At 70.3% G+C, this 21,002-nt stretch carries 17 protein-coding genes; 8 read left to right on the plus strand and 9 right to left on the minus strand.

Annotated elements, in window-relative coordinates; translation table 11 throughout:
• Positions 1–7: 7 nt before the first annotated feature.
• Positions 8–3,079 (minus strand): glycosyltransferase family 4 protein, encoded by a 3,072-nt coding sequence (locus tag SHK19_RS18400; RefSeq protein ID WP_322937098.1) that lies wholly within the window; start codon positions 3,077–3,079, stop codon positions 8–10.
• A gap of 130 nt (positions 3,080–3,209) precedes the next feature.
• On the opposite strand from SHK19_RS18400, the gene SHK19_RS18405 reads away from it, so the two are divergent.
• From SHK19_RS18405 to SHK19_RS18425, 5 genes are all read left to right on the plus strand, one after another.
• Complete coding sequence (locus tag SHK19_RS18405) at positions 3,210–4,271, plus strand: LCP family protein (protein WP_322937099.1); 1,062 nt, start codon at positions 3,210–3,212, stop codon at positions 4,269–4,271.
• 309 nt (positions 4,272–4,580) lie between these two features.
• Positions 4,581–6,155 carry an MFS transporter gene (locus SHK19_RS18410; RefSeq protein ID WP_322937100.1) on the plus strand — a complete coding sequence of 525 codons (1,575 nt, stop codon included), beginning with the start codon at positions 4,581–4,583 and terminating at the stop codon, positions 6,153–6,155.
• A gap of 101 nt (positions 6,156–6,256) precedes the next feature.
• Positions 6,257–8,926, plus strand: coding sequence for a LuxR C-terminal-related transcriptional regulator (locus SHK19_RS18415; RefSeq protein WP_322937101.1), 2,670 nt, complete (start codon positions 6,257–6,259; stop codon positions 8,924–8,926).
• A 79-nt stretch (positions 8,927–9,005) separates the two neighbouring features.
• Positions 9,006–9,221: a hypothetical protein gene (locus tag SHK19_RS18420; protein WP_322454948.1), complete on the plus strand. Its 216-nt coding sequence runs from the start codon at positions 9,006–9,008 to the stop codon at positions 9,219–9,221.
• Positions 9,222–9,267: 46 nt separating this feature from the next.
• Positions 9,268–11,460: an MMPL family transporter gene (locus SHK19_RS18425; RefSeq protein WP_322937102.1), complete on the plus strand. Its 2,193-nt coding sequence runs from the start codon at positions 9,268–9,270 to the stop codon at positions 11,458–11,460.
• A 65-nt stretch (positions 11,461–11,525) separates the two neighbouring features.
• Here SHK19_RS18425 and SHK19_RS18430 read toward each other — a convergent pair whose 3' ends face one another.
• From SHK19_RS18430 to SHK19_RS18445, 4 genes are read right to left on the minus strand one after another with little or no spacing between them, the layout of a single operon-like run.
• Positions 11,526–11,708 carry a hypothetical protein gene (locus tag SHK19_RS18430; RefSeq protein WP_322454946.1) on the minus strand — a complete coding sequence of 61 codons (183 nt, stop codon included), beginning with the start codon at positions 11,706–11,708 and terminating at the stop codon, positions 11,526–11,528.
• Between the two features lie 17 nt (positions 11,709–11,725).
• Complete coding sequence (locus SHK19_RS18435) at positions 11,726–11,941, minus strand: hypothetical protein (RefSeq protein ID WP_322937103.1); 216 nt, start codon at positions 11,939–11,941, stop codon at positions 11,726–11,728.
• A gap of 38 nt (positions 11,942–11,979) precedes the next feature.
• Positions 11,980–12,174: a hypothetical protein gene (locus tag SHK19_RS18440; protein ID WP_322454944.1), complete on the minus strand. Its 195-nt coding sequence runs from the start codon at positions 12,172–12,174 to the stop codon at positions 11,980–11,982.
• A gap of 41 nt (positions 12,175–12,215) precedes the next feature.
• Positions 12,216–13,154 carry an alpha/beta fold hydrolase gene (locus tag SHK19_RS18445; protein WP_322937104.1) on the minus strand — a complete coding sequence of 313 codons (939 nt, stop codon included), beginning with the start codon at positions 13,152–13,154 and terminating at the stop codon, positions 12,216–12,218.
• A gap of 76 nt (positions 13,155–13,230) precedes the next feature.
• Here SHK19_RS18445 and SHK19_RS18450 point away from each other — a divergent pair, with 76 nt between their 5' ends.
• On the plus strand, positions 13,231–13,359 hold the full coding sequence (locus tag SHK19_RS18450; protein WP_322454942.1) for a hypothetical protein: 129 nt from the start codon (positions 13,231–13,233) through the stop codon (positions 13,357–13,359).
• Between the two features lie 23 nt (positions 13,360–13,382).
• Here the strand turns inward: SHK19_RS18450 and SHK19_RS18455 are convergent, their stop codons facing one another.
• The 4 genes from SHK19_RS18455 to SHK19_RS18470 all read right to left on the minus strand — a co-directional run bounded on the left by SHK19_RS18455 (position 13,383) and on the right by SHK19_RS18470 (position 16,630).
• Entirely contained in the window at positions 13,383–15,110 is a 1,728-nt protein-coding gene (locus SHK19_RS18455; RefSeq protein ID WP_322454941.1) for a PP2C family protein-serine/threonine phosphatase, read from the minus strand.
• Positions 15,091–15,432, minus strand: coding sequence for an STAS domain-containing protein (locus SHK19_RS18460; protein WP_322454940.1), 342 nt, complete (start codon positions 15,430–15,432; stop codon positions 15,091–15,093). The genes SHK19_RS18455 and SHK19_RS18460 overlap by 20 nt, the downstream gene beginning before the upstream one ends.
• Positions 15,433–15,552: 120 nt before the next feature.
• Positions 15,553–15,774, minus strand: coding sequence for a hypothetical protein (locus SHK19_RS18465; RefSeq protein WP_322454939.1), 222 nt, complete (start codon positions 15,772–15,774; stop codon positions 15,553–15,555).
• Between the two features lie 70 nt (positions 15,775–15,844).
• Positions 15,845–16,630: a M14 family zinc carboxypeptidase gene (locus SHK19_RS18470; protein ID WP_322454938.1), complete on the minus strand. Its 786-nt coding sequence runs from the start codon at positions 16,628–16,630 to the stop codon at positions 15,845–15,847.
• A gap of 42 nt (positions 16,631–16,672) precedes the next feature.
• Between SHK19_RS18470 and SHK19_RS18475 the strand changes: the two genes are divergently transcribed.
• Both SHK19_RS18475 and SHK19_RS18480 read left to right on the plus strand, forming a co-directional pair.
• Positions 16,673–18,457 carry a DUF429 domain-containing protein gene (locus SHK19_RS18475; protein WP_322454937.1) on the plus strand — a complete coding sequence of 595 codons (1,785 nt, stop codon included), beginning with the start codon at positions 16,673–16,675 and terminating at the stop codon, positions 18,455–18,457.
• 147 nt (positions 18,458–18,604) lie between these two features.
• Positions 18,605–20,941: a putative bifunctional diguanylate cyclase/phosphodiesterase gene (locus SHK19_RS18480; protein ID WP_322937105.1), complete on the plus strand. Its 2,337-nt coding sequence runs from the start codon at positions 18,605–18,607 to the stop codon at positions 20,939–20,941.
• Positions 20,942–21,002: the final 61 nt, after the last annotated feature.

Here is a 21,002-nt window from a genome sequence, read left to right on the forward strand (position 1 = left end):
ATCACGCCTACCCCTTGCCCGCCGCACGACTCACCGCGCGCCGCCACGCGGACGGTCTGGTCGACACGGGTTGCGCGACCCTCTCCGGGATGCGTCGGAGCAGCGGGGCGCCCTTGCGGTCGACGAAGAACCCGCCGCGGTGCACTGGGGCGGCGCCCTCCCAGATGTTCAGGTGCAGCTCGTCCGCGGCGAGGAAGTCGGGCAGGACGGGGATCCGGAAGCCGTGCGCACCACGACCGGGGACGTCCTCCAACGAGCGGTCGAGGACGTCGGCCGGCACCACCAGCAGCGGCTCGTTTCCGCGCATCACGGCGACGTGGAGGATCCGGTCCGGCTCCTCGCGATCCCACGCCCAGCCCGAGAGCCAGTCACCCTCTGCCCAGCCTCCAGCGGGACGACTCGACGGCCTGAGACCGGATCGGGGGTCGGTGGCGGCCGCCGCTGGCGCGGCCTGCAGGAGCGCCCGGCTGCGCTCGACGACGACCGACGAGTCGGTGGGCACGTTCTCGATCGTCCATTCCGCGCGCTCCCCCTTGGGTGCCCCGGGCGGCCGTTCCATGAGCTCGGCAATGATCCGCGCCGACAGCGCCGGCGTGCGGCCCGAGACCGCGAAGGTCCTGGGACCGATCTTGTTGACGCGCAGGAAGACGTTGCGGAGCTTCTCCTCGCCGTCGTAGAGCCCCCAGATGAGCGGGTACGACGTTGCCGGGCTCCAGGTGTCGGGTAGTCGGAGCACCGAGATGCTGGCATAGCTGTCGGTGCCCTCGACACCGCGGGTGGCGACGAGCTCGGTCGGCACCTCCTCGTCTCGGACGAGGAGTCGACGCTCCCCCGGTCCGCGCGCGTAGAACCAGAGCTCGCCGAGGGTCGTATGGAGACCGATGATCACCCGGCGGTGCTTCGCGAGCTGGATGCTCTCCGGGTCCCACGTCGCAGGGGTCAGCCACTGGGTCGAGTCCCGGTCGACCGTGTCGGTGCGCAGCAGCCACTCGCTCACCGCGCCCACGGGCGCGGGCTGCCGGTCCGGCGTGCTGCTCAGAGCGGCGAGCAGCACCTTGCGCTGCGACAGGGGCGAGGCGTCGATGAGGGGCTTCGCCTTGAGATAGGCGTACATCTGGTCGGACGTCAGCTCGCCGGCGGTCTCGTCCGCGGCCGACCAGGACAGCAACTGCTCGGGCAGCACCAGCAGGTCGTGGCCGTCCTCCGCCGCGCGGGTGACGTACTCGTGGACGATGCCGTGGCGGGCGTCGTACGGCTCGAAGCCGCCGATGACGTCGAACATCTCCTTGCGGAGCGCGATCACCTCGGGCCCGTAGGCCCGGGAGGTGAGAATCTGGGACGCGACGTCGCCGCCGAGCGGCATGCCGACCTTGGTGTCGTCGGTCGCGAAGAACGTGGTGAACAGGGTCGAGGGCCGGTGGCTCAGCGCCAGCCGCGCCGCAGCGAAGAAGCCGAACTGCGGAAGCGTGCTGAGCCCGTCGGCGACCAGCATCGCGTCGGACGACTGGGCCGCGGCCAGGGTGTTGAGCGCGGTGCCCGAGGTCTGCCCGAGGCAGTTGACGACCGCGAGGTTCGGGCACCCCTCCTCGATGAGGCCGCGGACCTTCTCGATCGCGGTGCGCACGCCGACGTCGGTGTAGCCGAGCACCAGCTCGTCGGGCGGCTCGGCGTGGCAGGCCTTGACCAGCTCCTCGAGCGCGTCGCTTCGGCGGACCAGCGCGACGTAGCTGACCGAGCCGACCGGATCTGCCGGCTTGTCGACGCCCTCGATCAGACGGGCGATCGCTTTGGTGCTGCCATGCTCCTCGATCTGCTCGCCGAGGTAGGCGTGGAAGCCGTACCAGACGTCGAGGTTGTCGTCGTTGGAGAACTGAGGGTGGGCGATCATCTGTCCTTCGCGGAGGGCGATCGCGAGCCGGTCCGCCAGGTCCTGCGCGGTGGGCTCGACCAGGCAGGCGGCGTGGTCCCGCTCCGCGACGAGCTCCGGCGTGCCACCGACGGAGGTCGCGATGAACGGCACCCGCTGTTCCAGCGTCTCGTAGACAGCCATCGTCGAGTTCTCGATGAGCGACGGCATGACGGCAATCAGGTCGCGCGAGGTGAGGAAGGCGAGTGCCTCGGGCTGGTTCTTGTCGGTGACCGTGACGACCGGGCACTCCCACGACTCGGCCTTGTCGACCAGATACATCTCCGGCGACATCCCGCCCTGCGCCTGCAGCTTCCCGCCCCACTTGCCGAGAAAGGTGACCGAGTCGGGGATCTCGCCACGCTCGTGGAGCAGGTCGATCGCGTTGCAGAAGATCTCGATGCCCTTGCGCGCCTCGAGGCGTCCGAAGAACACGAGGTCGCGGCTCTTCACCACGTCGCCGTGCTGGCGGGGCGGGCCGGGGCGTCGGTCGACCACGGGGACGTTGGAGAAGTCGACGATGTTGGGCTGCACGAAGACGTTGGTGGGGGGCAGTCGGTAGCCGATCCGCTCCATGAACGACAACAGGTGGGCGGAGCCGCCGATCACCATGTCGGCGAGCTCGACGCACTTCTGCTCGGCGTACGCCGCGGCGACCAGGTTGGTGTCGGTGATCGGCAGCATCTGGTAGTGCCGGTTCCAGATGTGCGGGGACGACGTCTTGACCAGGAACAGGGTGTCGCGGAACGCCAGCCCGAGCCTTTTCGCCATCAGCGCGTAGACCAGGCCACCCCGCCACTCGGAAGTGTGGACGACGTCGAACGGCTCTTGGTCGCGCAGCCACTCGTAGGCGCTGGCGTAGCGGCGCTGCCAGTTCGGGGACGCACACCACAGGGGCGACTCGGAGACGTCGAGGTAGTGCAGTGTCACGCCGAACTCGGCGTACCTCTCCACCCAGAACTCGGGGGTCTCGTCCTGCACGACCGGGCCCTTCAGGAAGAGCACGTGCACCTCGTGGCCCTGGGCGGCTAGACCCTTCGCCAGGTGGTAGTACGTCGACGCGATGCCGCCGTTGCGCACCGGACCGATGATCTCCTCGGTCACGATCGCGACGCGGAGTCGGCTCGGCGCTTCGCTCAATCCCACGGACTCGATCCCGGGGAAGCGCCTCACCTTGAAGTCGTCGCGTTGCATCTGTCTCCCGGGTGCCGGTGGCTGGGGGCGCCATTGCCGCCATGACAATATAGGAGCGACACCCGGGGGCACCGACGCTTCCTTCGATTCAGACCGGGGAGAACGCCAGGTGGATTCACGTGAAGACGCTCCGAACGACGACCGACCGGCGGAGCCTCCCACCTCGAAGAGCCACCGTGACCGTTCCGGAGGTTTCATTCGTCGTCACAAGGCGCTGACGGTCCTCATCGCGCTGGCGACCGTGGCCGCCGTCGTGGTGGCTGGCCTCGGCATCTGGGTGTGGACCCTGAACAACAAGATCGACGACATCCCGCGGGTCGACGTCGACCTCGAGCGCGACGACCGCCCGGACCGCACGCAGCCGAAGGACGCGCTCAACGTGCTCCTGGTCGGGGTCGACGGCCGGGGGACGGACGTCCGACAGCGACTCGAGGAGGGCGACACCGGCCTGCTCAGCGACACGATGATGATCTGGCACCTCGAGGAGGACCACCAGAACAGCCAGGTGGTCTCCTTCCCCCGCGACTCCTGGGTCGACATCCCGGGCTACGGCGAGGCCAAGCTCAACGCAGCCTTCTCGTACGGCGGGCCGGAGCTGCTGGTGCAGACCCTGGAGGACACGCTCGACATCTACATCGACCACATCGCCGTCGTCGACTTCGAGGGCTTCAAGGGAATCACCGACACCCTCGGCGGCGTCGAGCTCGAGACCGCCGGCGGCGGGACGCAGAACTACGACGGCGAGGAGGCGCTGGAGTACGTCCGCGAGCGGAAGTCGCTCCCCGCCGGCGACTTCGACCGCATCGACCGGCAGCAGAACTTCCTGCGCCAGGTCCTGCACGAGGCCACCCGCACCGGGACCCGGATGAACCCGTTCACCGTCGACAACCTGATCGGGGACCTCGGCCAGCTGCTGGTGCTCGACGACGACTGGAGCAACGGTGAGATCCGGGACCTGGGGTTCGACGTGGTCACCCAGGGCGCTGGCGACGTCGTCTGGATGACCGCCTTCAACAACGGCACCGGCACCTCCGCCGACGGCCAGAGCATCGTCCTGCTCGATGTCGAGAAGACCAAGGAACTGATGGCCGCCATCTCGCGGGACGAGTTCGAGGACTACCTCGAGGACAACAGGATCGACCGCCTCCCCAAGCCGGAGGACGTCCCCTGAGCGTCGCTGGTCGAGACTCCTCGAGCTGACGGTCGTCGGCCGGGGAAGGACCGGCCAACCCGGCCCGACGGTCACCCGCCGGGTCTTCCCGAGGACCGCGACCACGGCACCCGAAGCGCGCCTTCGCGCGCCCCCGCACGAAAGCGTCGTGCGTGTCGCACCGGCTGACGAACGTCGTCATCCCTGCCGTCATACGCATCGTGCGATGACGTGCCATCCGATCGATCGGGAGCGTGACACCCGCAACCGCAGCCCGACTTGCACGGACACCCACCGGCACCGGGCACCCACCTCACGAAGGAATCAAGGATGTCCGCAACACCCGAACCCTACGCACGACGTTGGCAGGCGCTAGGGGTCCTGGCCGCCAGCCTGCTCGTCATCACCATCGACAACACCATCCTCAACGTGGCGCTGCCCTCGTTGAGGGCCGACCTTGACGTCGACAGCAGCCAGGCGCAGTGGATCGTCGACAGCTACCTGCTGGTCTTCGCCGGGCTGCTGCTCGTCGGCGGCACACTGGGAGACCGGTTCGGCCGACGCCGGGCCCTGATCCTCGGCCTGCTGGTCTTCGGCGGCGGCTCGGTGCTGGCCGCGTTCGCCGGCAGTGCCAACGAGCTGATCGCGGCCCGTGCCCTGATGGGCGTCGGCGCGGCGGGGATCATGCCCGCCACGCTGTCGATCCTGATGAACATCTTCCCCGAGGAGGAGCGCCCCAAGGCGATCGCCGCCTGGGCCGGTGTGTCGGGCCTCGGCGTCGCTCTCGGCCCCATCGCGGGTGGGCTGCTGCTCGAGGAGTTCAGCTGGGCCAGCGTCTTCCTCGTGAACATCCCGATCGTGATCGGCGCGATCTTCTTCGCGAAGGTGCTCGTCCCCGAGTCGAGCGACCCCGAGACCCCGCGCGTCGACGTCGTCGGGGCAGTGCTCTCGATCGTGGGCCTGACCGCGATCGTCTGGGGCCTGATCGAGGCCTCGGAGCAGGGGTGGACCGACCTGACCATCCTCGGCGCGTTCGCCATGGGCGGTAGCGTCCTCGCGGTGTTCCTGGCGTGGGAGAAGCGGGTTCGCCAGCCGATGATCGACATCACGATCTTCCGCAACCTGCGCTTCAGCGCGTCGAGCCTGTCGATCATGCTGGTCTTCTTCGGTCTCCTCGGGACCGTGTTCATGCTGACGACCTACCTCCAGACCGTCCTGGGGTACACCCCCCTCGAGGCCGGCCTCCGGATGATCCCGGTCGCCGTCGGTCTCGTCGTCGGGTCCCGGGCTGCGATCACCGTTGCCGAGAAGCTGGGCACGAAGGTCGCAGTGGCGGGCGGTCTGCTGATCGTCGCCTGCGGGATGCAGATCCTGTCGCAGGCCGACATGGACTCCGGTTACGGCCTGGTCGCCACCGCGCTGGTCATCATGGGATTCGGGATGGCGGTCGGGATGGGACCGGCCACCGAGGCGATCATGAGCTCGCTCCCGAAGGAGAAGGCGGGCGTCGGCTCGGCGATGAACGACGTCCTGCGGGAGCTGGGCGGCACGCTCGGCGTCGCGGTCCTTGGAAGCATCCTGGCCAGCAAGTACGGCTCCAGCATCGACGGGTCGGTGTCGACGCTTCCCGAGCCGGTCGCCGCGGCGAGCCAGGACAGCGTGGAGGGCGCCCACGTCGTCGCGGCGCAGCTCGGCGGCGACTCGGCGACGAACCTCATCGCGTCGGCGGACCAGGCGTTCGTCACCGCGATGGGTACGACGACCGACATCGCCGCCGCGGTCGCGCTGGCCGGTGCACTCGTGGCCCTGGTCTTCCTCCCGGCCCGGCGCAACCGGCTCGAGGAGGAGCAGGAGGAGACGGCAGAGCCGGTGGAGCACGAGGAGGCCGAGCTGGCCCTGGTCTGATCCGTTGGTGGGGCCGGGCGTTGCCCGGCCCCACCTTCGCTGTTCCTTGATGCCTGATCGATCCGCGCACTAGCGTGCTTCCACCCTGTCGAGGGGGTGACATGACAACCACACCGGGGGCTCCGAGCGAGGCTGCCGCACGTGCGCGGCGCCCGTCCGGCCTGGTCGCTCGCTCGCGTCTGTTCGAGTTGCTCGAGGACGGGGCGGCCGGCCCGGTCACGCTCATCTCGGCACCGCCGGGCAGCGGCAAGACCACCCTCGTGCGCTCCTGGCTCGCGGCACGGCCGTCGGAGACAGCGTCGGCGTGGGTCGACGTGCCTCGCGACGAGACGGACGCGGCGCACTTCTGGGGCCAGGTGCTGGACTCGATCCGGGACACAGCTGCCGTCGCGGCCGACTCGGTGCTGGCAACCCTGGTCCCCACGCCCCACTCGGAACCGGGTGAGCTGGTGGGCCACCTCCTGGTCGGGCTGCGGCACGTCGACCACCCGCTGGTGCTGATCCTCGACGACGTGCAGCACCTCCGCTCGGCGGACCTGGTCTCCGATCTCGAGACGCTGGTGACGGAGGCGCCGCCCGGCCTGCACGTCGTGCTCCTGTCGCGGCGGGACCCGAAGCTCGGGCTGCACCGGCTCCGGCTGGCCGGCCGGCTCACCGAGATCCGCGCTGCGGACCTCGAGTTCACCGCCGAGGAGGCCGGCGAGCTCCTGGCGGGCGCCGGCGTGAGCGTCGGCGCGGACGAGGTCACCAGGCTCCACGAGCGGACCGAGGGGTGGGCGACGGGTCTCCGGCTGGCCGCGATGTCGCTGACGCGGCACCAGTCGCCGGAGCAGTTCGTGGCGGAGTTCGCCGGCAGCGAGCGCACCATCGCCGACTACCTGCTCGGCGAGGTGTTGGCGCGCCAGCCGGCCGAGGTCCGGGACCTGCTCCTCCGCACCTGCATCCTCGACGGGGTCAACGGCGAGCTCGCCGACCTGCTGACCGGGAGGCGCGACGGTGACCGGCTCCTGCACGAGCTCGAGGAGGCGAACGCGCTGGTCGTCGCGACCGACGTGGCCCGCACCTGGTTCCGCTATCACCACCTCCTGCTCGACCTGCTCCGCCTCGAGCTGCGTCGCGAGCTGCCGGGTGAGATCGGCGAGCTGCACGGCCGGGCGGCGCGGTGGTACGCCGCGCACGGTCGAGCGGTCGACGCCATCCGCCACGCCCGGCTGGCCGAGGACTGGGAGCTGACCTGCGAGCTGCTCGGCCAGCACTGGGTGGAGCTCCTGCTCGACGGCGAGGAGACCACCCTCAGCGTGCTCCTGGACGGCATCCCGCGCGGCGTGGTCGACGCCGACGCGGAGGTCGCCGCCATGCTCGCCGCCGACCGGCTCCGGCACGAGCAGTGGGCCGAGGCGGACGCTCTCCTGGCACGAGCGCGGCAGACGATCTCCGACGTGCCGGCGACCCGGCGCGGGCGGGCCGACATCGCCTTCGCGACCGTGCAGCTGTTCCGGGCCCGCCACCTCGGTGGTGTCGAGGATGTGGTGGACGAGGCGAACAGCGCGGTCGAGCGACATCTGGGAACCGTCGAGCAGGGAGGCTCCGAGCTCGAGGGGCTGGCGTTGTTCAACCTCGGTGTCGCGAAGGCGTGGACGCTCCGGTTCGCCGAGGCCGAGGACGACCTCGAGCGCGCCCTCGCGCTCGGCCGCACCATCGGCCGTCCCTACATCGAGATCGGCTGCCTCTCCGCGTTGGGCAACGTGGCCACGCTGTCGGAACGTCTCGAGCGCGGAGAGCAACTCCTACGGGACGCCATCGTCGTGGCGGAGCGCGTGGGATGGACCAGCCACCCGCTGGTCGGCGGCGCGTGCATGGGCCTCGCGGCGACACTGGTCGACCGGGGCATGCTGGCGGAGGGCGAGCTCTGGGCCGAGCGGGCCGAACCGATCCTGGCCCGGGCAGGAGAGCCGTCGGCCAGTGTCGGCCTGAGGCACGTCCAGGGGATCCTCGCCATGGCGCGCAACCGCTACGAAGACGCCCTCGCCGCCTTCCGCGACGGAGAGCGGTTGGTGGAGGTGCTGCGCGCCCCGCATGCGCTCGCAGCCATCACCCGACCGTGGCAGCTCCGCGCCCGGCTCCAGCTCGGCGAGACCGATGCCGTCCGCGCGGACCTGGTCGACGCGCCGATGACGGCCCAGTGGTGCAACGTCGCGGCGCGCTTGTCTCTGATCGCCGGCGACCCCCGGGGTGCCCTGGCCGCGGTCGCACCGGTCCTGAGCGGTGACGCGCCCGTCCTCCACGGGAACTTCCGGATCGAGGCGTACGTGCTCCATGCCTTGGCCAAGCGCGCCGAGGGCGACGCAGACGCGGCGCTCGTCAGCACCGAGCGCGCGCTTGCGCTCTCGGAACCCAACGGCAACGTGGGCATGATCTTGACGATCCCGGGCGCGAGCGAGCTGTTCCGCGACCATCCGAACCACCGCACCGCGCACGGAGCCCACCTCCAGCTGCTCCGCGACCTGCTGGCCGGCGTGGAGCCCGAGCCGACCGCCGCCGCCGCGGTGACGCTCGAGGAACCGCTGAAGGAACGTGAGCTGGCGGTGCTGCGTTTCCTGTCCACCAACCTGACCGCGGCCGAGATCGGCAACGAGCTGTTCCTCTCGGTGCACACCGTCAAGACGCACATGCGCAAGCTCTACGCCAAGCTCGGCGTGCACACGCGTGCGGAGGCGGTCCAGCAGGGTCGTGCGCTCGGACTGCTAGCGCCGGCGCGCCGTACGCACTGAGGGCTTCGTCAACGCCTCATCACCCCGTCATCCGCATCGTGCGATGACGCGTCATACGCGATCTCCTGACGCTGAGGGCATGAAGCCAACGAACTACGCAATCACCGTCCGCGGCCGGCTCGGTCCGGCCCTCATCGACGCCTTCGAGGGTATGAGCGTCACCACCTCGCCGACGCAGACGCTCCTCGAGGGCCGCATCGTCGACCAGGCCGCCCTGCACGGCGTCCTCGAGCTGATCGAGTCCCTCGGCCTCGAGCTGCTCGACGTACGACGCCTCGACACCCCCACCCCCTGACCCCTTCTCACTTCTCGCTTCTCGCATCCCGAAAGGCAGCATCACCATGTCCAGGTTCCTGCACCGACTGGCGGTCTTCTCGGCCCGCCACCGAGCCCTCGTCATCGGCGGTTGGCTCGTCGTCCTCGCCGCGCTCCTGGTGGTCAGCCACCAGGCCGGCACGAAGTACAGCAGCTCCTCCACGGTCGACGGCTCCGACAGCGCCGCGGCCACCGAGCTGATGGAGCGCTCGTTCTCGGCCGAGCTCGCCGACACCAGCCCGATCGTGTTCCACACCGAGGAGGGGTCGATCACCGACCCCGAGCACCGCGCGACGGTGGAGGCCTCCCTGCACGCGCTCTCCCAGGACTCCGACGTCGCATCCGTCACGGATTCTTTCGCGGAGGGCAGCGCGACGGTCTCGGCCGACGGCACGACCGCCTACGCCAACCTCGTTCCCGCCGAGCCGCTCGGTGACCTGAGCGTCGAGGAGGCCGAGGCGATCCTCGACACCGCGACCGAGCCGGCGGAGGGCACCGAGGTCGAGGTCGCTGCCGGCGGTCAGCTCGGCACCAAGGTCTCCAAGCCGGAGACCGCTACCAGTGAGCTGGTCGGGATCCTCGCGGCGATGCTGATCCTGGTGCTGGTGTTCGGCACGATCACCGCGATGGCGCTGCCCATCGCCAGTGCGATCGTCGGCCTGATGGCCGGGCTCAGCATCGTGTCGCTGCTCGGCCACGCCATCGCCGTACCCGACGTGGCGCCGACGATCGCGACGATGATCGGGCTCGGCGTCGGCATCGACTACGCGCTCTTCATCGTCACCCGCGCACGCTCGGCCCGTCACGAGGGCCGGAGCGTCCACGACGCGATCGGCCATGCGGCGGCGACCTCCGGGAGCGCGGTCGCGTTCGCCGGCGGCACCGTCGTGATCGCGCTCCTCGCGCTGGCGGTCTCCGGTCTCTCGTTCATCACCGTGCTGGGTCAGGCTGCCGCGATCGTCGTCGTGGTCGCCGTGCTCGCGTCGATGACGCTGCTGCCCGCTCTGCTCAGCCTGTGCGGCGACGGCATCGAGAAGCTCCGCATCGGACGCGACCGTCGGCCGACCCTCGGTCACAGTGCGGTCTGGCAGCAGTGGGGTGAGCGCCTCGCGCGGCGCCCGCGCCTGTACGCCGCGACGTCCGTGCTGGTGCTGATCGGGTTGAGTGTCCCGGTCCTGAGCCTCGGGCTCGGCCTCACCGACCAGTCCAGCGCGCCGGAGTCGACCAGCTCGCGCCAGGCCTACGACCAGCTGACCGAGTCGTTCGGCGCCGGAGCCAACGCCCCGCTGCTCGTGACGGTGGACCTCGGGTCCGAGCCGGCGACCGGTCCGGACGACCCTCGGCTGGCCCAGCTCCACGGCGGTCTCTCGGCAGCGGACGGCGTCCAGGCCGTCGGCATGCCTCAGCTGTCGCAGGACGGCACCGCCGCGCTGATGAACGTGATCCCCGCGGGTTCGCCGACCTCGGACGTCACCAAGGATCTGGTCGACGAGGTACGGGACGCCACGATCCCGGCCTCGGGGCTCGATGCCCACGTCGGCGGCTCCACCGCGCAGCAGCTCGACCTCGCCGAGCTGATCGGCGACCGACTGCCCCTGATCATCGGGGTGGTGGTCGCGCTGAGCGTGCTGCTGCTGATGATCGCGTTCCGCACGGTGGTCGCGCCGCTCCAGGCGGCCCTGGTGAACCTGCTGGCGGTGGGCGCTGCCTACGGCATCGTGACCGCGGTGTTCCAGGAAGGCATCGGCATCACCGCGATCGGGCTGGACGGAGCGATCCCGATCGTGTCGTACGTCCCGATGATGATGTTCGCCATCCTGTTCGGGCTGTCCATGGACTACCAGGTGTTCCTGCTCAGCCGGGTCCGCGAAGAGGTCGACGCCGGAAGGTCGCCGCGGCAAGCGGTCATCGACGGGCTGGCCGGCACCGGCAAGGTGATCGTCTCGGCCGGCGCGATCATGGTTGCGGTGTTCGCGAGCTTCGTCCTCAACGGCGACCCCACCGTCAAGGAGTTCGGTGTCGGCCTGGCCTCGGCCATCCTGATCGCGGTGGGCATGGTGGTCATCCTGCTGCCGGCCGTGATGCTGCTCATGGGCAGGCGGACCTGGTGGCTGCCCGGCTGGCTCGACCGGATCCTCCCGCACCTCGACGTGGAGGGGGGCAGCGCTTCCGAGGCCGATGAGGTGGCCGAGAAGTCCAGGGAAACGGTGAGTGCCTGAGCACTTCTAGCAGGACCGCACCCCGACCGAGAGATCGGTCGGGGTGCGGTCCGCCCGCTTGTGCGTCAGGCGTCAGGCGTCTGGGTGCTCTCGCGCCGGGTGCCTTCCGGGTCGTCGACCCGGTCGTCCGACTCCTCGAGGATCGCTTCCGCCTGCGCCTCCGGATCGTCGCTTCCAGCCGCCCTCTCCTCGGGCAGCAGCTTCGACCGGCTCTCGATGCGCTCTTCGTCCTCTGGTGATCGGCTCATACGTACGCCGTACCCGCTCAGCGCGCTCGCACACGAACTAGATAGCCGATCACCGCGATCCCGGCAAGCGCGCAGAGTGTGAACCCGATGACGCCGGCAACGTCCTCGCTCAAGCCCAGGGAGGCGTGGGCAAACCCGAGCAGGAGGGCGCCGGTGCCCACGATCAGCACGAACAGGCCGAGCGCGACTCCGATGTCGACCGTCTTCCGATCCCGTTCCTCCTGGGTCTGCACGTGGCCATCATCTCCCGCGGAGACAACCGGACACGGTCCTAGCGGGTGTCCTCGTCCCGGTGCGGGTTTGCGTTCGGTCCCGCCTCGGGCTCGGGCTCCTGCGCTTCTCCGCTCTCACTGTCGGGGTAACCCGCAGCGGCGTCGCCGTCGGCGATCGGGGTGTCGGCGTCGTCACCGTCCATGCTGCCCACCTCTGACACCTGGGCGTCGTCCTTCGCGCTTGGTTCACTCATGAACCGGAGGTACCCAGCCTCCGCGCGGTGAGTCTCGGCAGTCAGGCTGCCGCCGCGCCGGCACCCCAACCGTCGAAGAGCCTGAGGTAGGTCTCGGGGTCCTCGAGCATCAGGGCATGACGCCGGTCGTCGATGACATGGCCCTCCCAGTCGGGACGGGCGGCGAGGACCGACCGCAGCACCTTCGCCGGGACGAGCGCGTCCTTGGTGCCACCGAGCAGCAGCGTCGGCGACTGGATCCCCCGGATGGCGCGCCACGTCTGGCGCGGGTCGGCCCACAGCGACGAGACCGAACAGGTCGCCGCCAGGAGGGCGCGGCGACGGTCGACGCCCTCGATGTCCTCCGCGAAGTCGGCTGCCATGAGGGCGAGCACCGCACGGTCGACCCCGTCCGGGTCCGGGAAGATCAGCTTGAGCAGGGCCCGGTTACGACGCGCGTCGAGCCCGGGTCCTGCTAGCCCGACGGCTCCGAGGGCCAGCGCGGTGAGGGACGACACAGCGACCGGCAGCATGCCGTCGATCGTCGCGCGGCTGGGCCTGAGGAATCCGAGCGGCGAGCGCGGGGGCAACGCCGGTGACACCAGGACGAGGCGGTCGACACGGTCGGGGTCATCGGCCGCGAGGAGGGTCCCGACCAGACCGCCCATCGAGTTGCCGTGCAGGGTGAATCTCTCCCACCCCAGGGCGTCCGCGACGTCGAGCACGAAGGCGACGTACCCGTGCATGGTGAGCGGGTCGTCGTCGGCGATGGGTGTCCGACCGAAACCCGGCAGGTCCACGGCGACCACCGGACCGTGCTCGGACAGGCCTTCCATGACCTCCACCCAGGTGACCGACGAACCGCCGAGACCGTGCACGAGCAGCTGAGGACGGGCATCGGACGCCCCGCGGCCGGGCGCCGAGAGGATCCGGACCTGACGACCGTCCACCTCCAGGAACGTGTCGGTCACGGACGGCCAGTCGGCGAGTTGGGTGCTCACGTCCCTAAGTTTCCCTCCGGCACCCGAACCATCCGGTGCAACGCATCACGTCGGGCGTGCCGGGTACCGCGGCCTCATGACCAGCGGCAAGCCCTCCCCACGCCCGTTGACCGATCCCGCCGAGGACCCGCGGGACGACCCGCAGACCCAGATCGCGCCCGAGCCGGAGGCCCCCCTCGAGGAGCAGGACGAGGAGGAGCAGTAGCGTCCGGTGTGCTGCGGCCCTCCTCACCTCGGCGGCAGGCGCCGTAGGGCGAGCATGGCGATGTCGTCCGCCGCGCCCGCGCCGCGGAGGGCGGTGAGAAGAGAGGTCAGCAGGTCGTCGACCGGCTCGTGGCCGTGCCGCCGCGCCGCGTCGACCAACCGCCGGATGCCGGTGTCGATGTCCTCGCCGCGTCGCTCGACCAAGCCGTCCGTGTAGGCGACCAACGTCGATCCGGGCGGCATCGTGAACGTCGTCGACCGGTACGACGACGCGCCCACTCCGAGCGGAGGACCGACCGGAATCGCCACCTGCTCGCTGCGGTCCGTCGAGATGAGCAGCGGGAGCGGATGGCCGGCGCTGGCGACGACGACCTCGCCCGTGCGCCAGGCTCCCAGGCCGACGACCGCGGTGGTGATGTGGTCGTCCACCGTGACGTCGAACTGGCGCGAGCACTTCTCGAGCGCCTCGTCCGGGGTGTTGCCGTCGACGAGGTAGGCGCGGAGCGTGAACCGCGCCCGCGCCATCTCGGCCACGGCGTCGACTCCGCGACCGGAGACGTCGCCGACGACGAAGCCGAAGTGGTCCTCCCCGATGTCGATGACGCTGTACCAGTCGCCCCCGATCTCGATGCCTTCCGTGCCGGCGACGTACTTGGAGGCGATCTCGATCTGCGGGATCGGCGGCATGACCTGCGGCAGGAGCGCTCGCTGCAGACGCACGAACACCGCCCGCTGCTCCTCGTAGAGGCCGTTGATCTTCTGGTAGAGCGCGTTGATCGTCGCCGAGTCGGTCTCGACCCGGCTACGGATGCCGACCCGCTGGCGAACGACGAAGGCCGTGGCGATGGTCAGCAAGAGGCCGCCCGCAAGCAGGATCAGCCAGAGGCGGTGGCTCAGCGAGCTGCCGAGATGCTCGTCGGGCCGCGTCACCAAAGTCAGCACCGTGTCGCCGAAGGGGATCTCCTCCGCCGCGGTGCGGCCGTCGAGGGGAAGGTCCGCGGGGTCGACGTTGGTCGTCGTCATGTCGACGAGCCGGGTTCCTTCACCGAAGTAGATGGCGTAGTCGATGTTGGCGTACGCCGAGTCGCGGTCGACCGGAGCCCGACGATCGGTCGGGAGCGCTCTCTCGACCTTCACGACGAAACCGGTGCCCGGGTCGGCGAGCGCGTAGGCGATCCGATCCTGCCGACCCGCCGACACGCGCTCCACCACCGACGTCTCGGCTTTCAAAGCACGGCTGAGGAAGTCCTGGACCTCCGGCCCGCGAGGATCCATTCCTGGCGGCCTCCCGAGTGCTGCCAGACGCGTCAGCGTGCGCCCGTCGCGACGCCACAGCGAGGCCGAGACGAACAGGGCGTCGTCACCGACGTTCGCTGCGAACGCGCGGCGGAAGACCGAGGGGTCGCCGTCGGGGCCGGCTGTCGCCTGCACCTGCAACGCCGTGGTCAACGGCTGCTCGATGACGAGGATCGCGGTGGAGAGCACCGTCGCCGCCTGCCGCGTCTGGGTCTCGAGCAGGCGGTCCTCCGTCGACATGTCGGCGCGATAGGCCGCCCACGCGGAGACGCCGGTGAGGACCAGACCGACCAGGACAGTGATGACGACCGCCCGCGCCGGTCGGCTCGCACCGCGCCCGGCAGCGGGTCCGGCGCTGACGTCGTCGCGGACCTCGACGGGACTGTCGCTCGGCTGGATCGCGGGAGGCGTCGGCTCGGAGGCGGTCTCTTGCCGCTCAGGTGCTCGCGACGCCATCTGAGCCCTTGTTGGCGAGGCGGACGTCGAAGACCGCGGCGAGGCCGGTGACCTCGAGCAGCCGGTAGGTGCTCGCCGTCACTCCCCCGAGCGTCAGCGAGGCACCGTTGCGGGCGGCCTCCTTCAGCAGCTGGACGAGTGTCCCCAGGCCGCTCGAGTCGATGAACTCCACGCCCGACAGATCGAGCACCACGGACTCACCGTCCGCGAGGCACGGTCGGACCGCCGCCGCGAGGTCCTGGGCGGTTGACAGGTCGACCTCTCCGACCGCGCGCACCACCGTCGAACCGTCGACACTGGTGTCCTGAGAAAACTGAGCCACAGGACCCCCTTCTGACGACCGGTGACTAGCTGAACGGTAGCCGTTCGAAGCCGGGGGGATGCTGGATTGCGAAAGGTGGGATGGCGGCGGTGCCGAGCACTATGCGACGGACCAGGTCTCTCACACGAGGCGCGCGATCGTCTCCCGGATGACGGTCCGGACCTCTGCCGCCTCCGCGTCCTCACCGGCCGCGACTCGGGCCAGCACCTCGAGGAGATCCTCGGTCCGCTCGTCGCCGGGAAAGTCGTCGCGCAGCACAGCCGCCAGCTCGTTCGCCGCTTCGATCGAGTCGTCGCCGTCGAGGACTCGCTGAGCGGGCTCGAGGAATCGCTCGTGGGTCATGCGTCCCCACCGTAGAGACTGCACGGCGCGGCTGCACGCCCCACCTCCGGAAGGGGCCGGACGCTGCTCCTCAGCGTTGGCGGGAGGCACCCCAGATCGAGAGGACCTGCCGCGGCGCGGTGACCTGCATCCGGCGACGGCTCGGGTGGGCGCCGTACTCCGCGGTCAGCGCGGCTCCACGGAACCGGTTGTTGTACCAGCCGGTCATCGTGCCGTGGCAGACCCCGCCGCAGGTGAACGACTTGCGGGGCAGGTTGAGGGCGCGGGCCACTTTCCGGGAGAACCTCTTGTTCTTGGTGACCGTGTCGACGCCGTACAGCGGCTGGTGGAAGCTGATGATCCACCTCGGTCGGATGTTTCTGAGGAAGCGCATCACGGCTCTGGTCTCCGGCTCCGACCCGGGCCGCGGCCCGGACTCGTAGTCGCCGTCGAGGTCGGCCCAGTTGTTCGGGAAGTTGCGGTTGAGGTCGACGCCGCGGGCGTTCTTGCGGGTGCCGCGGGCCAGGCCGTCGGGGTTGTACGTCGGCAGCACCCACAGGTTGATGCCGTGGATCGGCCGCCCGTCGCGCAGGGCGGTGAGGATCTGCCGGGTGTGCGGCTCGTCGCCGTGCATCGTCGACACCAGCAGCACCTTCGGCTTGCCGACCTCGCCGAGGTGCCACGCGACCAGGGGTCGGCCCCGGACGGAGTGACCGATCACCCGCTTGCCGATCACCGCCGGCCGGTCGCCGGCGACCGCCCGCGCGGGAGCGGTCCCGGCTCCCGCCGAGGTGGTCGGCGCGGCAGAGAGCGTCGAGCCGAGCACCGCGACGAGCACCAGCACGAGGGCGGGGCGCCGCCGCCACCAACCTGCCATGCTCCGGAAGCATGCCACGCCGTGGGGTGGCAGGCTGCGGTCATGCACTTCGTCGGAGTCGACCTCGCGTGGGGCGACCGCAAGCCCACGGGCCTCGCGGTCCTCGACGACGAGGGTCACCTGGTGCAGGTGACGGCCGCGACCACCGACGACGAGATCGTCGAGGCGCTGGCGCCCTACCTCGAGTCGGACTGCCTGGTCGCGATCGATGCGCCCCTGATCGTCGTGAACGCGAAGGGGAACCGACCGGCCGAGGCCGCGCTGAACAAGGACTTCGCCCGGTTCGACGCCGGCGCGCACCCGTCCAACACCGGCAAGCCGGAGTTCCGCGACCAGCCGCGCGGCGCCCGGATCGCGGCTCGGCTGGGTCTCGACATGAACCCGCGGTCGGGAAGACCCCGGCGGGCGATCGAGGTGTACCCGCACCCGGCGACGGTCGCGCTGTTCCGCCTCGGGCGCACGCTGAAGTACAAGAACAAGCCCGGCCGCGACCTCGAGCACCTCCGCGCCGAGCTGATCGTGCTGGTGGGCATGATCGAGGGCCTCGCCGCCGCTGACCCGCCGCTCCTGGTCGACGGCCCCCCCGGCGAGCAGAGCCGCCCGTCGGTCTGGCAGGCGCTCCGCGACACCGTCGCGACGGCGAAGCGCAAGAGCCAGCTCCGGGTCGTCGAGGACCAGGTCGACGCTGTCATCTGCGCCTACACCGCCCTGTTCCGGGAGCGCCGTCCCGCGGACACCACGACGTACGGCGACTTCGAGGGCGGCTACATCGTCACGCCGACCCTGCCCCCCGACCTCGCGGCGACCCCGTTGGGTGCGAGCCCATCGGCGCCACCCCTCGACCCCGGCGCCGCGGTGCGGGAGTACGCCGAGCACCACGCCGACCTGCGGCTGGCGGCGGACCAGTACGTCGCCATGGTGACGTCCATCCTCGACGACGCCGGCATCAACTACCTGACGGTCACCGGCCGCGCGAAGTCCGTCTCGTCGTTCGCCGCCAAGGCCGCTCGCGTCGCCGACGGCCGGCCGGTGTTCACCGACCCGCTGCGGGAGATCACCGACCAGATCGGCGTACGCGTCATCACCTACGTGCACAGCGACGTCCAGGCCGTCGCCGACCTGCTCGAGGACCAGGTCGTGGTCTACGACGACCGCGACCTCGGCCAGGAGACCGCCGGTGAGGGCCGGTTCGGCTACGCCAGCCGCCACCTGCTCGTCGGCCTCGACCCCGTGCGGGAGGGCCAGGACGGCTACCAGCTGCTGCGCGGACGACAGGCGCAGATCCAGATCCGCACCGTGCTGCAGCACGCGTGGGCGGAGTTCGAGCACGACATCCGCTACAAGGGCACCATCCCCGACGAGCATGTGCCCGACTTCGACCGCCGGTTCACGCTCGCTGCCGGGCTGCTCGAGCTCGCGGACCGTGAGTTCTCCACGATCCGGGACCGGCTGCGCGACGGGATGGCGGAGGCTGCCGCCGACGCCGAGGACGACGACCCTCGGATCAGCCCGCGCGAGCTCGCGGCGTTCCTCGCCGGGCAGTACGCCGACTCCGGGTGGTCACGCACCGAGCACTACGCCTGGATCTCGGGCCTGGTCCTCGAGCTCGGCATCTCGTCCCTGGGGGAGCTCGGTGACCTGGTGCGCGCTGTCGACGCCGACGAGCTCAAGGCCCGGATGGACTACCGCTACCCGCCCGGCGCCGTACGCCGCCTCGACGACGCACTGCTCTGGACCTATGGCGACACCTACGTCGACCTGCGCGCCAACGCGCACCGGGTGCCCGCGCTGCGGACCCGGCTGGCGAAGATGCGTGGAGCCGGCTGAGTCGAGCGGGACCCCCGTCCGTCTAGTCAGAACGGGCTGGTGGGCAGCGGCGATCGGACACGGATCCGGCGATCTCGGCCCAAAATGGTCGTCGGGGCCGAAGACTGGGGGTCCACTGATGACCGAACTTCTCGGAGAAGCCTGGCGATGACCAGCACACCCAGCGCCACTGCGGTGGCCGGCACGCGTCGCGGCGCCGTGTTCGACGGGGCCGTCTGTGCCGTCGGTCTGGCGATCTTCGTCGTCGCGGTCGTGGCGGTGGCTCAGGACGGGTTGACGCACATCGCGCCGGCGCTGGTCGGCATCCCTGTGATCTTGATCGTCTCCCGGTTCCCGCTGGTCGTCGACAACAATGACGGCGGCATCGAGGTCGGCTTCGACTCCTGCGTCCTGATGTTCCTGCTGTGCACGCTCCCCGCACACGACGCGGTCTTCATCTGGTCGCTCGGCGTGATGGTCACCCAGCTCACCACGGGCAAGCTGTGGTCGTCGAAGGCGTTCAACATCGGGGTGGGGATCATCGCAGGCAGCATCGCTGCCGCCGTGGTGACGGCGGGTCGAGGCGACTCGATCGGCACTGGGCGCGAGCTGGCCGCGGTGATGATCGCCGCGGTCGCCTACTTCGCCACCGACTACGTCATGTCGGCGGTGTCGGTCGGGATCAGCTCGGGCACCGCCATCCGACGACACCTGCTGCAGCGGGGGACCTGGCTGGCGGTCGCCTGTTTCGTCCCGTTCGACACCCTCGGCTACCTGGGCGTGGTGGTCCACAGGGCGACGCCGGGTTGGATGCTGATCCTGCTCGCCGTACCACTGGTCACGCTGCTCGTCGCCACCCGCGCGGTGACCCGCGCCCGGGAGAACGCGCGTCGCCTGACGGTGCTGTTCGACGCCGCCGTCCGGGCGCAGACGCACACAGACCGGGAGCGCGTCGTGGGCGCGTTGGTCGAAGACGCTCGGGACCTGCTGCACCTCCGCCGGGTCGCGGTCCGGTCGACACCGCCCGACGGCGGTGAGATCGGCGCACGTGTCAACGACGAAGAAGAGCCGCGTTGGCTGGTGGCGAAGGCTCTGGGCCGCGCCCGCTCGACGATCGCCGCGGACGAGCAGGCGCTGAGGGCGCTGGGTGCGGTCGCGTCGGACGCCTTCGCACGGCTTGCGCTCACCGAGGAGATGGTGCACGTCGCTCGCCATGACCCGCTCACCGACCTCCCTAACCGAGGCATCCTGCTGGATCGGTTGCTGGAGGCCCAGGCGAACGCCCGGAAGAACGGCACCCAGGTGACGTTGCTGTTCATCGACCTGGACGGCTTCAAGCCGGTCAACGACCGGTTCGGCCACGCAGCAGGTGACGCCGTTCTGGTCGAGCTCGCCGACCGGTTGCGGTCCTGCGTCCGTGAGTGCGACACCGTCGCCCGACTGGGAGGTGACGAGTTCGCGGTCCTGATCGAGGGTGCCGAGGTCGCCGAGGTCGAGGAGATGTGGGCGCGGGTGCTCGCCGCCACGCGGCGGGGAGTGCTCGTCGCCGGTCACCTGCTGCCGCTGAGCGCGAGCGGCGGCATCGCCTTCGGGGGACCGGGCGACGACGCCGAGGGTTTGTTGCGCAAGGCGGACCTGGCCATGTACGAGGCGAAGGCTCGCGGCAAGGCCCGGGTGGTGGTGTACGAGCACGCCATCGGGCGGGCTCGCGTCGAGCGGCTCGAGATGGTCGACGACCTGCGCCGCGCGGTGGCCCGGGCCGAGATCGAGATCGCCTACCAGCCCATCGTCGACGTCGACTCCGGACGGATCGCCGGCGCCGAGGCACTGGCACGGTGGCGCCGTGACGGGGTCCCGGTCTCGCCCGAGCTGTTCATCGGGATCGCCGAGGAGAGCGGCCTGATCGTCGACCTGGGAGAGTCCGTGCTCACCGCGGTCGCCGCCGATGCCGCCGTGCTCCACGACCAGATCGACGGGCCGTTCGTCATGACCGTCAACATCTCTGCGCGCCAGCTGCGCGAACCCGGCTTCGTGGAGCTCGTCGCGAGATCTTTGACCGCCATGAACGGCACCGCGCTGGTGCTCGAGATCACCGAACGGCAGGGGATCGACCTCGACCCGCTCGTGCTCGACGCGATGCACGCGATCGCGGCCATGGGCGTCCGGTTCGCCATCGACGACTTCGGGGTCGGGTTCTCCTCGATCAGCTACCTGCGGGACATCCCGGTGCAGATCATCAAGGCCGACGGATCGCTGTCGCACGCCATCGACTCGGATGAGCGTGCGAGCGCGCTGCTCCGGTCGGTCGCGCACATGGGTCGTTCGCTCGGCTTGGAAGTAGTCGTCGAGGGGATCGAGCGGGAGGCACAGCTGACGGTGCTCCGCGACCACGGCCACCAGTTGTATGCACAGGGTTTCCTCCTCCATCGCCCGATGCCGATCGACGACCTGCTCACGACGTTGCGTGGTGACCGTACGACGAGCGCACTGACGTCCGTGTCCTGACTTCCCGTCGGAAATGCGAACGTCCCGGTGGCGGGTGACTGATCACCTGGCACCGGGACGT

It is taken from the genome of Nocardioides bizhenqiangii, from assembly GCF_034661235.1.
GTDB lineage: Bacteria > Actinomycetota > Actinomycetes > Propionibacteriales > Nocardioidaceae > Nocardioides > Nocardioides bizhenqiangii.

Excerpts from the sequence above, each read along its gene's own strand:
- SHK19_RS18410 (WP_322937100.1), top strand. The coding sequence starts at position 4,581 with ATGTCCGCAACACCCGAACCCTACGCACGACGTTGGCAGGCGCTAGGG.
- SHK19_RS18415 (WP_322937101.1), top strand. The coding sequence starts at position 6,257 with ATGACAACCACACCGGGGGCTCCGAGCGAGGCTGCCGCACGTGCGCGG.
- SHK19_RS18420 (WP_322454948.1), top strand. The coding sequence starts at position 9,006 with ATGAAGCCAACGAACTACGCAATCACCGTCCGCGGCCGGCTCGGTCCG.
- SHK19_RS18425 (WP_322937102.1), top strand. The coding sequence starts at position 9,268 with ATGTCCAGGTTCCTGCACCGACTGGCGGTCTTCTCGGCCCGCCACCGA.
- SHK19_RS18430 (WP_322454946.1), bottom strand. The coding sequence starts at position 11,708 with ATGAGCCGATCACCAGAGGACGAAGAGCGCATCGAGAGCCGGTCGAAG.
- SHK19_RS18440 (WP_322454944.1), bottom strand. The coding sequence starts at position 12,174 with ATGAGTGAACCAAGCGCGAAGGACGACGCCCAGGTGTCAGAGGTGGGC.
- SHK19_RS18450 (WP_322454942.1), top strand. The coding sequence starts at position 13,231 with ATGACCAGCGGCAAGCCCTCCCCACGCCCGTTGACCGATCCCGCCGAG.
- SHK19_RS18455 (WP_322454941.1), bottom strand. The coding sequence starts at position 15,110 with ATGGCGTCGCGAGCACCTGAGCGGCAAGAGACCGCCTCCGAGCCGACG.
- SHK19_RS18465 (WP_322454939.1), bottom strand. The coding sequence starts at position 15,774 with ATGACCCACGAGCGATTCCTCGAGCCCGCTCAGCGAGTCCTCGACGGC.
- SHK19_RS18470 (WP_322454938.1), bottom strand. The coding sequence starts at position 16,630 with ATGGCAGGTTGGTGGCGGCGGCGCCCCGCCCTCGTGCTGGTGCTCGTC.
- SHK19_RS18475 (WP_322454937.1), top strand. The coding sequence starts at position 16,673 with ATGCACTTCGTCGGAGTCGACCTCGCGTGGGGCGACCGCAAGCCCACG.
- SHK19_RS18480 (WP_322937105.1), top strand. The coding sequence starts at position 18,605 with ATGACCAGCACACCCAGCGCCACTGCGGTGGCCGGCACGCGTCGCGGC.